Origin of the sequence: Paraclostridium bifermentans, assembly GCF_019916025.1 — a bacterium.
Lineage (GTDB): Bacteria > Bacillota > Clostridia > Peptostreptococcales > Peptostreptococcaceae > Paraclostridium > Paraclostridium bifermentans.
The window spans coordinates 2,651,610-2,663,928 of sequence record NZ_CP079737.1; the positions used below are offsets into that span (position 1 = coordinate 2,651,610).

The following is a 12,319-nucleotide window of genomic DNA, read 5'->3' on the forward strand; positions in this document are numbered from 1 at the left end:
ATTTTATCACAAATTATTTCCTAATTTAATGATATTTCTTCCAATCTATTTTCAAATTTCTTCAATATTTCTTTTTTTATTTTTTCATTTTCATAATTATTAAGTTTTGGATCTTCACTTATTATATATCTAGCCTCTTGTTGAGCTATTTTCAATATCTTCATATGCTTAAATATATTAGCCACCTTTAGCTCTGGCAACCCATGTTGTCTTGTTCCAAAAAATTCACCTGGGCCCCTAATCTCAAGGTCTTTTTCTGAGATTTTAAATCCATCTGTTGTTTCTTCCATGATGGACATTCTTTGAGAGCACACTTCTGATTTTGATGAATAAATCAATATACAATAAGACTTATGACTTCCTCTACCAACCCTACCTCTTAACTGATGTAGTTGAGCTAATCCAAATCGTTCTGCATTTTCAATTATCATAAGGGTTGCATTAGGTACATTTACTCCAACTTCAATAACAGTTGTCGATACTAGTATATCTAATTCTTTGTTCTTAAATTTTTTCATTGTTTCATCTTTTTCACTAGGTTTCATTTTACCATGCAAAAGACCTAATCTCAAGTCACTAAAAAATTCACTCTTTAGCTCCTCTACTAAATCTACAGCAGCCCTAGCCTCTATAGCTTCACTTTCTTCTACCAAAGGGCATACTATATAAACTTGTCTACCCTTTTGAACTTCAGACCTTACTAAACTATTATACGCTTTTTCCCTCTTATCCTTATAAACAGCTAAAGTTTCAATAGGTTGTCTTCCTGGCGGAAGTTCATCAATTATAGATATATCTAAATCTCCATACAAAATTAAAGCTAAAGTTCTAGGGATTGGAGTAGCTGTCATAACCAAAATATCAGGATTATATCCCTTTTCTGAAAGTTTATTTCTTTGTCTAACTCCAAATCTATGTTGTTCGTCGGTTATTACTATGCCTAAGTTGTTAAACTCCACCTTATCTTCTATAAGCGCATGAGTTCCAATTAAAATATCAATTTCATTGTCTTTTACTCTTTGTAATACATTCTCTTTTTGTTTTTTCGTTAAACTACCTACAAGCAATCCTACATTAATTCCAAACGGTGATAGCGTTTCATTTAAAGATATAAAGTGTTGTTCTGCTAATATCTCAGTAGGCGCCATTAAAGCCCCTTGATAGCCATTTAAAACACAATTTGCCAAGGCTAAAAGTGCTACTACTGTTTTACCACTTCCTACATCTCCTTGAACCAATCTATTCATTACTTTTCCACAGTTCATGTCATCAATAATTTCATTTAAAGCTCGATTTTGTGCGTTTGTAAGTTTAAATGGTAAAGAGTTTAATATTTTAACAAGATTTTGCTCTTTTTCGAACTTAACACCAGATTTTTCAGTAACACCATTTTTGAATAGGAATAGCCCTAGCTGAAGCATTAAAAACTCTTCAAAGACTAATCTGTATAGTGCTACTTTTAAACTTTCTTTATTAGTCGGCGAATGTATATTTTTAACTGCAAAATCAATACTACAAAGTTTATACTTTTGTATAATTTTATTTGGAAGATATTCCTTAATATAAATTTGCTCATTACTAAAAACAGTTTTTACTATGTTTATAAGCTCTTTATTTGTTAATCCATAGGTCAGTGGGTATATAGGCATTATTCCACATGTATTTTTAGGGTTGTTGCTCATTTGTTCAACTTCACAAGAACTCATCTCAATTCCATAAGAAGTTTTCTTAACCTTTCCAAATACAAACACAGTATCTCCTTTTTTCAAAGTAGAACTTATATACTCTTGGTTAAAAAATACTAATCTAGCGAACCCCGTTTCATCCCTTACGCCTACCTTAGTTATCACTAGGCCCTTTCTAACATTAGACGTCTCTATACTACTTACAATAGCTCTTATAGTTACTTTTTCTTCATCTTTCAGTTCGAATATTTTTCTTAGATTATTTCTATCTTCATATTGTCTTGGAAAATAAAAAAGCAAGTCAGATACAGTAAATATACCTAATTTACTTAATTTATTAGCACGTTTTGGACCAATTCCTTTTACATATTTAATTTCTTTATTTAAATTATTCATATTTATCACCCTAAAAAAAATCCTGTATAATTTAACTTACCTAATAGTAAGATTATACAGGATTTCTGAAATATTATTCAACAGATATTAAATAATAGTATATTGGCTGACCGCCATAATAAAGTTCTATATCTATATCTTCGTATTTTTCTTCTAATATCGATTTAAACTCGTTAGCTTCTTCTTCAGTTACTTCTTCTCCATAGAATAAAGTTATAATTGCGCTGTCTTCGTCTACTAATTTTTCTATTAATCCTAAAGTTATATCTTCTTTCTTTTCTCCTGCCGATAATAGCTTTCCTTCACCTATTCCTATGAAGTTTCCTTCTTTTACTTCTATATCATTCATAACAGTATCTCTAACTGCATAAGTAACTTGCCCTGATTTTACCATTGATAAAGCTTCTACCATTGTAGCTTCATTTTCTTCTACACTTGCATCAGCATTAAAACTTACAAGAGAAGTAAATCCTTGTGGTACGTTTTTACTTGGTATAACTATTATGTTTTTGTCACTTAATGCTTTAGCTTGGTTTGCAGCCATTATTATATTACTATTGTTTGGTAGTATTATAATATTTTCTGCATTTATAGACTCTATAGCTTTCATGAAATCCTCTGTACTAGGATTCATTGTTTGCCCACCTTCTATTATGTAGTCAACTCCAAAGTCTTTAAATATATCTGCTAATCCACTACCCATTGATGTAGCTATAAATCCATATTCCTTAGCAGGTTCTTCTGATACTGCTGTTTGATTTTCAACTAAAATATTTTCATGCTGAACTTTCATATTCTCTATTTTTATAGTAACTAATTGTCCATATTTTAAAGCCTCTTGAAGTACTGATCCAGGTTCATTAGTATGAACATGAACTTTTATTAATCCTTCATCTCCAACTACTGCTAAACTGTCTCCATAATCTAACATTATATCTCTTATTTTATCATAAGTTACTTTGTTGCTTTCTAATATAAATTCTGTACAATAAGCAAATTTTATATCATCAGTGTTTATCTCACCTTGCATAGCTTCCACTGAAGAAGAACTTGATGATCCTGGCCCATTAGCAGCAATCACATTGCCTTTTAATGCTTCATACATACCTTCATATATAAGTACTAGTCCTTTACCACCTGAATCCACAACTCCAGCATCTTTTAAGTTTTTAAGTAAATCTGGAGTTCTTTCTAAAGACTCATTAGCTTCTTTTATAACCAATTCTAAAAATTTCAGTATATCTTGCTCTTTCTTAGCAGCTTTTATAGCATACTCTCCACTTTCTCTAACTACAGTTAATATAGTTCCTTCTATTGGTTTTATAACAGCCTTATAAGCTGTGTCTGATCCATTTTTAAATGCTTGAGCTAAATCCATAGAACTTAGTTTTTCTTTGCCTTCTATAGATTTTGTGAAACCTCTTATTATTTGAGATAATATAACACCTGAGTTACCTCTAGCTCCCATTAAAGATCCTTTTGCTAAAGATTTACCTATATTAGTTATATCATCTTCACTAACTTTTGATAATTCTTTCATAGCATAAGATATCGTAAGAGACATATTTGTACCTGTGTCTCCATCGGGAACTGGGAACACGTTCAGTTTATCTACATAATCTTTACTATTTTGAAGATTATTTGCACCAGAGACAAACATGTCTCTTAAATTTTTCCCATCAATATATTGAATCATATTTTTCCTCCTAAATTACTTAACTCGTATACCTTGAACATTAACATCTATTTTACTTACTTTTAACGCAGTTATTTTCTCAATTGTATATTTTACTTTATCTATTATGTTATTTGCAACAGTTGATATGTTTGTTCCATATTGCATTATTACGTAAAGTTCTATAGCTATAGTTCCATCTTCTAGTTCTTGTACGCTAACACCTTTAGTAGCATTTTCTCCTTTTAATAATTCAACTATGCCTTTTGTCTTATATGCCAGTCCTACTAATCCATAACTTTCCATCGCAGATTGATATACTATTTGTGCTATAACATGCTTGTCTATTTCTATTGTTCCAAATTCGTTGTTTATTTTAGCGCTCATGGTTTGACCCCCTAAAATTATTTTTAATTTTATTTTTAACTTTAATATTTACTTTATATAGAATTATATATATAATTTTATATGATAACAAGAATTTCTTCAATATGTGTAAGACAAATATATATTTCTATTGCATTTTTTAGAGATTTATGTTAATATAAACTGTGTTTTCAGTGTTATAGTTATCATTTAAGGAGGTGTACGTAAAATGGCAAAGGTATGTAACGTATGTGGTAAAGGTAAAGTTTCAGGAAACCAAGTGAGCCACTCAAATAAACATAGCAGAAGAACTTGGTCTGCTAACTTAAGAAACGTTAGAGCGATAATAGATGGTACTCCAAAGAGAATAAAAGTTTGTACTAGATGTTTACGTTCTGGAAAAGTTGAAAGAGCTTAGTTTTAGTAAAAAAAGCCTACACTCAGTAGGCTTTTATTTTTTTGTCTCAAGACTATTTTTTTCTCATAAAAAAAACTATTATCTTAGATAAAAATTTTGGACATTTAACAGTTATTACCTTCATTCCAATATCCCCCTTAAAAATAATATTTATTTTACATAAATAACATTACTCCACACCCTATAAGGACAATAGCTAGTAGTATCATCCACATCCAATTTGGAAGTATCAACGCTAAAATTACAGTTAATCCCGTTGCTAAGCATAAAATTCCAAGTAAATTTCTGTATTGATTCCTCAAACTATTCCCTCCTATAAATAACTTCCTACAATATCATATTCATGATTTCTTTCCTTTAATACAAATTACTAAAAATAGACCAAGCTATACGATGTTTTATTAAAAAATATAGAGCCAGCATAGCTTAAACTATACTGGCTCTATGTTTTTAACTATCAACAAAGTTCCTTTCTCGACAGTTATTCTACATTTATCACTTTCCATTACATTTGATATACCTATCGGATCTCCATATTCTATAGTTGCATCTTTAAGTGGGTATTCAAGACCTTCAAGAGTTATACCTACCGAATCACCATTAACAGGTAAAACAGATATCGTGTCTCCTTTTTTACCGAATATATCGATATACTCACTTTCTATCATATGTAAATCTTCTTTATTGTTTTTTATTACAGGATTTAGTCCTAATTTTTTAATATAGTACATAAGGTTTATATTAGCGACAGTATGGTCTATACGCCCTCCTAATGCCCCTAAAAGGTCTATATCAACAATCCCTAACCCTTTAGCTAAATGTATACATAATTGCGTATCTGTTTCGTTTTTTCTTTCAGGGAATTTTTTAAAATTCACACCTTTTTCTTTAAAGTAGTTTTTAACTTTTAATTCCACAGAATCTAAATCTCCAAGTATATAATCTGGAACTACTTTTATTTTGTATAAAAAATTAGCTCCTCCATCTGCACAGATTATATAATCGTAATTTTCTTTATCAATCGTCTTTTTTAAAAAGTTTAAATCTTCTATTTTACCGTTTAATAAAATACACGCTTTCATAATATCCTCTTACTTAGATGCATTTAATCTGAATTCTTTAACAGTAGCTTCTATATCATCACTATTAAATATAGCTGAACCTGCTACTATAACATTAGCTCCCGCTTTTACAACTTCGCTCACGTTTGAAGGTTTTATTCCTCCATCAACTTGTATATCTACATCTAATCCTTTTTCATCTATTAATGCTTTTAACTCTTTTATTTTATCTATCATTGTTCCTATAAATGATTGTCCCCCAAACCCTGGATTAACTGTCATTATAAGCACCATGTCTATATCATTTAGTATATATTTAATATTTTCTATAGGAGTTGCTGGGTTTAATGCAACACCAGCTTTAACATTAAATGATTTAATATTTTGTATAGTTCTATGTAAATGAGTACAAGCCTCTTCATGAACTACTATCATATCACATCCAGCATCTACAAAATCCTTTATGTAGTTATCTGGATTCTCTATCATTAAATGAGCATCAAATACCATATTTACATCTTTTCTTAATGATTTAACAATAGCTGGCCCTAAAGTTATATTTGGAACAAAATGTCCATCCATAACATCTATATGTAAATATTCACAACCTGCTCTTTCCACTTTCTTAACATCCTCTAATAACCTTGCAAAATCTGCTGATAAAATCGATGGTGCCATCTTTATCATCTTTAATACCTCCTCTTTGATTGTCTCTTTTCTTTTAGCAATTGTAAGTAGCTTTCATATCTTTCTTTAGCTATTTTACTTTCATTTACCCCTTCTTTAACCCCACATATAGGCTCATTTTCATGCATACATCTTCCTCCGAATTTGCATCCATCTGAAAACTCATCAAATTCTATGAAGTATTCCTTTAGCTCATCTTCTTCTATATCATCTAAAGTTAATGAACTAAATCCAGGAGTATCTGCTACCATACCTCCACATTCTAGCTTTAAAAGCTCTGCATGTCTTGTTGTATGTTTTCCTCTTTTTATTTTATCACTAACTTCACCTGTTTGCAGTTGAAATTTACTATCTATATTATTTAATAAAGTTGATTTTCCTACTCCAGAAGGACCTGCAAATACAACTATATTGCCTTTTAATTCCTCTTTTACCTTATCTATATTTATTTTAGCTTCATTACTAACGGGTATTACTTTGTAACCACTCGTTTCATATATACTTTTTAATTTGTTTAGTTCTTCATCTGTAGCTAAATCAGCCTTTGTAAGTACTATAACAATATCTAAAGATTCTCTTTCTGCTAAAACTATGAATCTATCTAGTAATGATAAATTTGGATTTGGATTTTTTATAGCAAATACAATTATCGCTTTATTTACATTAGCTATTGGCGGTCTTACTAATTCTGTATCTCTATCATCTATTTCTTCAAGTACACCTTTTTTATTTTTCTCATCAATTATATTTATTTTTACATTATCTCCTACTAAAGGAGTAATTTTTTCTTTTCTAAATATACCTCTAGCTCTACATTCATATACCCCTTGATTTGTATCTATATAATAAAATCCCCCAATACCTTTTGTAATAATTCCTTCTATCATTTAATTCCTCCTATAAAATTTAGTTAAACTTCTAATTAATATTATCTATATTAATTTACATAAATATTACAAAAAAGTCCAATAATTATTAATCATTGGACTTTTTATAATTATTATTTATTACATGTTTAATTTAAACCACTAGTGTTTTGTTCCATTACTCGCACTTTGATGATCTGTAGCTTGATTGGCAGGTGTTGATGAACCTCCTGTTCCTTGGCCTCCTGTTCCTGAACTCCCACCTTGGTCTCCTGTTCCCGAACCTGACCCTCCTGTTCCTTGATCTCCTGTTCCTTGATCTCCTGTTCCTGGATCAGTTGTTCCTCCTTCATTCCCAGATCCACCTGTCCCTGGATCAGTTGGTTTTTCTGGTTCAGTTGGTTTTTCTGGCTCTGTTGGTTTCTCTGGTTCTTTTGGCTCTTCCGGTTTAGGTTCTGGCTTTTGTTGAGGTCCTTTACTAACTTCTACATTTACCTTATCTCCTGGCTTTATATTTCCAGAGTTTGGATTTTGAGCTACAACTATATCTTTAGCCTCATTACTATCTACATATTTTACATTTCCTAATTGTAGTTTATTTTCTTTTAAAATATTTCCAGCTTCTCCTAACGTCTTACCTACAACACTTGGTATAGATGTTTGACTTTGACCCTTACTTATAGTTAAAGTAATTGTATCTCCTGGATTAACAGGAGTTCCCTCATTTGGAGTTTGTGATATTACATGATTTTTTTCAACGCTATCACTATACTCCTCTATACTAACCCTTATATTCAGACCCAACTCATCAGCTTTCTTTTGGGCTTCATCCAGTTCCATGTTTATTAAATTCGGAGCAGTTCCTTCTGCTGTATCCTTATTTTTAAATCCTAAAGCAATTTTACCTATCACTACTATTTGTGTTATAAGCACTAAAGTTAAAACTATAGCTGCTATTTTCCATCTTTTTTTACTTTTAGGATTATCCGATTTTTTATTTTTTTTCTTATTTATTTTTGAAGAAGGTTTAGCAGGAACTGCATTGTCTAGTTCTTCTTCTACATCATCTTCTTCATATATATTTTGCGGTTTAGTCTCTGCTAACTTTAAAGCTTTATTTAGCTCAGCTTCATCTATTTTTTGAGTAGCATAATTATCATATTCTTTTATAAAATCTAAATCTATATTTTTTTCTATATACTCGATATCTTCTATTAATTCATCTGCACCTTGATATCTATCAGCGCTAGACTTTGAAGTTAATTTCTTTATTATATTCCTAACACTTTGAGGAATAGAAACTTTCTCTTCTTGAGTAAATTCTATCTCTTCATTTATATGTTGAAGAGCTATGGATATAGGGCTTTCTCCTGTAAAAGGAACTCTTCCTATTATCATCTCGTATAATACGATACCTAAAGAGTATAAGTCTGTTGTATTTGAAACAAATTTTCCTTTAGCTTGTTCTGGTGAAAAATAGTGTACCGAACCTATTACACTTCCAGTACTTGTTATAGTTGAACTAGATACAGCCTTAGCTATACCAAAGTCAGCAACTTTAACAAGTCTGCCTTCATTAGATATAAGTATATTATGAGGTTTTATATCTCTATGTATAATCCCTTTTCTATGTGCGGCACCTAACGCTTTAGCTATTTGCTTAGCTATATCTAATGCTGTATATTCATCTAAAGTACCTTCATTTTTTATTATATCCTTTAAATTTTGTCCTTCTATAAGCTCCATTACTATGTAATGAACTTTTCCATCTTCTCCTACATCATATACATTTACAATGTTAGGATGCGAAAGACTTGCAACGGCTTCGGCTTCTCTTTTAAATTTAGTTAAAAATTCTTCATCATCCACAAACTCTGGTCTTAAAACCTTTATGGCTACAGTTCTGTTTAAAAGCTTATCTCTAGCTTCATATACAAAAGCCATACCTCCATCGCCTATTTTTTTTATTATTTCATATCTATTTCCTAAAACTGTTTCTCCCACTATATCACCATCCTAATTATAATTAACTAATATAACCGATACATTGTCTTTCCCTGATAGTTCATTAGCCTTGTTTATTAAATTTTCAGCTATAACTTCTACTTCCTCATCTTTAGATATAATTTCATTTATTTCATTTTTATCTACAAACCCTGTTAATCCATCAGTAGCTAATAAAACTTTATCATCTTTATTAATATCTTTTTTATAAATATCAACTAATATAATTTGTTCCGTTCCCAGAGCTCTTGTTATAATATTTCTATTTGGGTGTGTTTTTGCTTCTTCTTCAGTTATAGCATGCTTTACTATAAGTTCTTCGACTAAAGAATGATCTCTTGTAATTTTTTCAAACTCTCCATCGTGTAACATATAACATCTGCTATCTCCTACATTTGCAATATATATTTTTCCTTTATGTATTATTACAGTTGTTAATGTAGTTCCCATTCCAGTGTATATTTCATCATCTTTAGATTTTTTGTATATTATAGAGTTTACGTTATTATAAGCTTGCTTAAGAATATCATCTATATAATTTATTTTTACAAATTCATTTTGAACTAAGTTATTTCTCAAAAACTTCACTATATTTTCTACAGCTAATTCACTTGCAACTTCACCCTTATTATGGCCACCCATACCGTCAGCTATTGCAAATATTCCTATATCTCCCGAATTTGTTGATATAATTTCACCTTTGCAATAGTCTTCGTTATTTTTTCTTATTCTTCCAATATGGGAAATACAACTATATTTCATAATTTTCCCCCTTCATCTATTTGTGTTTTCTTCTTAATTGACCACAAGCTCCATTTATATCCGCTCCCATTTCTCTTCTTATAGTAGCTGGTATATTTTTTTCATTTAACATATCTCTAAATTTATATACATAAGTTTTATCTGGTTTTTCATAATCTCTTTCTTCTACTTTGTTTATAGGTATTAAGTTAACATGACATAACATACCCTTTAAAATTTTAGACAATTGATTAGCATCATCTATAGAGTCATTCACACCTTTTATTAATGAATACTCAAACGTAACCCTTCTATTAGTACTTTCTATATAGTGTTTACACGCATCTATAACTTCTTTTATTGAATATGCATTTGCTATTGGCATTATCTCTTTTCTTGATTTATCAAAAGGAGAATGCAGTGACAACGCTAAATTTATAGGAATTTTCAAATCTGCTAATTCGTACATTTTAGGAACTACTCCACATGTTGATAATGTAATATGTCTATATCCTATATTAAGCCCATTCTTTTCATTTACTAGTTTTAAAAACTGCTTAGTATTATCAAAGTTATCAAGAGGTTCTCCACTTCCCATCAATACAATATTTGACACTCTTTTACCTATATCCTCTTGAATTTGTATTATTTGATCTAATATTTCCCAAGGTTCTAAATTTCTTAGTAATCCATCTATAGTAGATGCGCAAAATCTACATCCCATTCTACATCCAACTTGATTTGATATACATACGGTTACGCCATGTTCGTATTCCATCATTACACTTTCTATTATATTCCCATCATTAAGTAAAAATAAATACTTTCTAGTTCCATCAATTTTAGATTCTAATTTTAATTCAACATCTAAGCTGCCTATATATGAAACCTCATCTAATTTTTCTCTTAGAACTTTTGGTATATTATTCATATCATCAAAAGATTTTGCTCCTTTATAAATCCAGCTAAATATTTGAGATCCTCTAAAAGCTTTCTCTCCTATACTTTTTAAAAACTCTTTTATTTCTTCTTCAGTTAAATTTTTTAAACATGTCTTATTATCCATATAATTGCCTACCTTACTCTCTTAAGTTTTGCTATAAAAAATCCGTCCATACCATGTATATTTGGATAAATTTTTATATATCCTTTATCTTGATTATCTAAATCAATCTTAACTTCATCAATAGGTTCTAATTCAAATTTTTCATTATCTTGTAAGAATTTATTAATTATATCTATATTTTCTTCATCATGTATAGTACAAGTACTATATATTAAGTGACCACCCACTTTAACATACTTAGCTGCATTATTTAAAATAGCGCCTTGTATAACCGGTAAGTCTTTAAGTTCTTCTTCTTTTTTAAACTTTATTTCTGGTTTTCTTTTTATTATTCCCATTCCAGAACAAGGAACATCCGATACTACATAATCAAATTTATCTATACTACTTTCATCTATTTCTAATGCATCTAAATTTTCTACTTTTACATTTTTTAATCCTAATCTATTAACAGTATTATTTATAAGTTTTAATTTATGTTCAAATACATCTCTTGCTATAACTTGTCCACTATTATTCATTAAAGTTGCCAAATGTGTTGTTTTACCTCCTGGCGCACTACACATATCTAAAACTAAACTACCTTCTTTTGGATTTGTTACTTTTCCTACAAGCATAGAACTTATATCTTGAACTGTGAAAAGTCCATCTCTAAATAATTTATTACCTTCTATATTTTTAAGATTTTGTACCATTATAGCTTCATCAATTCCATTAACTTTACTGCATACAATTCCTTGAGCCTTTAACTTTTCGATTAATTCATCTTTAGTTATTTTAGTTGTATTTACTCTTATATATAAATTAGGTTTTTCAGAATTAGCTTCTAATAAATCCTCTGTAAATTCTTCTCCAAATACATTCATCCATTTTTGAATTATCCATGGACTATATGAATACTTTATAGATAAAGTATCTACCTTATTTTCTTTTTCTATATCCATTATAGTCTCTTTGTTTCTTAGTACATTTCTAAGTATAGCATTCACAAATCCAGATGACTTTTTATCATATTTTTTAATAAGAGAAACGCTCTCGTTTACTGCTGCATGCTCTTTTATGCTATCTAAAAATAGTATTTGATAAATTCCTAACCATAATGATATTTTAACATAGGTTGACATTTTTTTCGATTTTATCTTAGATAATTTATCTATTATATAATTTAAATAATATTTATTTTCTATAATTCCATAAATAAGTTCTGTTGCAAGACCTTTTTCCTGATCACTTATATTTACGTTTTTAAAATTTTTGTTAATAGATAAATTTGAATAATTTTTATTTCTTTCTATATCGTATAGTGTTTTAAATGCTAATTCTCTTGCGTTCATTAAATACCTCCATATATTTA

Annotated in this window: 12 protein-coding genes; 1 reads left to right on the forward strand and 11 read right to left on the reverse strand. The window is 29.6% G+C overall.

Annotation, left to right across the window (positions count from 1 at the left end; all coding sequences use genetic code 11):
• Positions 1–20: 20 nt before the first annotated feature.
• From recG to KXZ80_RS12820, 3 genes are all read right to left on the reverse strand, one after another.
• Complete coding sequence (gene recG, locus KXZ80_RS12810) at positions 21–2,081, reverse strand: ATP-dependent DNA helicase RecG (protein WP_021433838.1); 2,061 nt, start codon at positions 2,079–2,081, stop codon at positions 21–23.
• Positions 2,082–2,154: 73 nt separating this feature from the next.
• The gene (locus tag KXZ80_RS12815) at positions 2,155–3,777 is read right to left on the reverse strand and encodes a DAK2 domain-containing protein (protein ID WP_021433839.1); all 1,623 of its coding nucleotides are present in this window, start codon (positions 3,775–3,777) and stop codon (positions 2,155–2,157) included.
• Positions 3,778–3,792: 15 nt separating this feature from the next.
• Entirely contained in the window at positions 3,793–4,143 is a 351-nt protein-coding gene (locus tag KXZ80_RS12820; RefSeq protein WP_021429975.1) for an Asp23/Gls24 family envelope stress response protein, read from the reverse strand.
• A 208-nt stretch (positions 4,144–4,351) separates the two neighbouring features.
• Between KXZ80_RS12820 and rpmB the strand changes: the two genes are divergently transcribed.
• Positions 4,352–4,540: a 50S ribosomal protein L28 gene (rpmB, locus tag KXZ80_RS12825; protein ID WP_021122933.1), complete on the forward strand. Its 189-nt coding sequence runs from the start codon at positions 4,352–4,354 to the stop codon at positions 4,538–4,540.
• A 155-nt stretch (positions 4,541–4,695) separates the two neighbouring features.
• Here the strand turns inward: rpmB and KXZ80_RS12830 are convergent, their stop codons facing one another.
• From KXZ80_RS12830 to rsmB, 8 genes are all read right to left on the reverse strand, one after another.
• The gene (locus KXZ80_RS12830; protein ID WP_021430102.1) at positions 4,696–4,842 is read right to left on the reverse strand and encodes a hypothetical protein; all 147 of its coding nucleotides are present in this window, start codon (positions 4,840–4,842) and stop codon (positions 4,696–4,698) included.
• Between the two features lie 129 nt (positions 4,843–4,971).
• The gene (locus tag KXZ80_RS12835) at positions 4,972–5,622 is read right to left on the reverse strand and encodes a thiamine diphosphokinase (protein WP_021433840.1); all 651 of its coding nucleotides are present in this window, start codon (positions 5,620–5,622) and stop codon (positions 4,972–4,974) included.
• Between the two features lie 9 nt (positions 5,623–5,631).
• The gene (gene rpe / locus KXZ80_RS12840; protein WP_021430069.1) at positions 5,632–6,288 is read right to left on the reverse strand and encodes a ribulose-phosphate 3-epimerase; all 657 of its coding nucleotides are present in this window, start codon (positions 6,286–6,288) and stop codon (positions 5,632–5,634) included.
• A 2-nt stretch (positions 6,289–6,290) separates the two neighbouring features.
• Positions 6,291–7,175 carry a ribosome small subunit-dependent GTPase A gene (gene rsgA / locus KXZ80_RS12845; RefSeq protein ID WP_021433841.1) on the reverse strand — a complete coding sequence of 295 codons (885 nt, stop codon included), beginning with the start codon at positions 7,173–7,175 and terminating at the stop codon, positions 6,291–6,293.
• A gap of 141 nt (positions 7,176–7,316) precedes the next feature.
• Positions 7,317–9,158: a Stk1 family PASTA domain-containing Ser/Thr kinase gene (gene pknB, locus KXZ80_RS12850; RefSeq protein WP_021433842.1), complete on the reverse strand. Its 1,842-nt coding sequence runs from the start codon at positions 9,156–9,158 to the stop codon at positions 7,317–7,319.
• Between the two features lie 12 nt (positions 9,159–9,170).
• Entirely contained in the window at positions 9,171–9,920 is a 750-nt protein-coding gene (locus KXZ80_RS12855; protein ID WP_021433843.1) for a Stp1/IreP family PP2C-type Ser/Thr phosphatase, read from the reverse strand.
• A 16-nt stretch (positions 9,921–9,936) separates the two neighbouring features.
• Entirely contained in the window at positions 9,937–10,965 is a 1,029-nt protein-coding gene (gene rlmN, locus KXZ80_RS12860; RefSeq protein ID WP_021433844.1) for a 23S rRNA (adenine(2503)-C(2))-methyltransferase RlmN, read from the reverse strand.
• 8 nt (positions 10,966–10,973) lie between these two features.
• Positions 10,974–12,299, reverse strand: a complete 1,326-nt coding sequence (gene rsmB / locus KXZ80_RS12865) for a 16S rRNA (cytosine(967)-C(5))-methyltransferase RsmB (RefSeq protein WP_021430006.1) — start codon at positions 12,297–12,299, stop codon at positions 10,974–10,976.
• Positions 12,300–12,319 lie beyond the last annotated feature (20 nt).

Coding starts and splice junctions, on each gene's coding strand:
- rlmN (WP_021433844.1), bottom strand. CDS start 10,965: ATGGATAATAAGACATGTTTAAAAAATTTAACTGAAGAAGAAATAAAA.
- KXZ80_RS12820 (WP_021429975.1), bottom strand. CDS start 4,143: ATGAGCGCTAAAATAAACAACGAATTTGGAACAATAGAAATAGACAAG.
- rsgA (WP_021433841.1), bottom strand. CDS start 7,175: ATGATAGAAGGAATTATTACAAAAGGTATTGGGGGATTTTATTATATA.
- KXZ80_RS12855 (WP_021433843.1), bottom strand. CDS start 9,920: ATGAAATATAGTTGTATTTCCCATATTGGAAGAATAAGAAAAAATAAC.
- rpmB (WP_021122933.1), top strand. CDS start 4,352: ATGGCAAAGGTATGTAACGTATGTGGTAAAGGTAAAGTTTCAGGAAAC.
- rsmB (WP_021430006.1), bottom strand. CDS start 12,299: ATGAACGCAAGAGAATTAGCATTTAAAACACTATACGATATAGAAAGA.
- KXZ80_RS12835 (WP_021433840.1), bottom strand. CDS start 5,622: ATGAAAGCGTGTATTTTATTAAACGGTAAAATAGAAGATTTAAACTTT.
- recG (WP_021433838.1), bottom strand. CDS start 2,081: ATGAATAATTTAAATAAAGAAATTAAATATGTAAAAGGAATTGGTCCA.
- rpe (WP_021430069.1), bottom strand. CDS start 6,288: ATGATAAAGATGGCACCATCGATTTTATCAGCAGATTTTGCAAGGTTA.
- KXZ80_RS12815 (WP_021433839.1), bottom strand. CDS start 3,777: ATGATTCAATATATTGATGGGAAAAATTTAAGAGACATGTTTGTCTCT.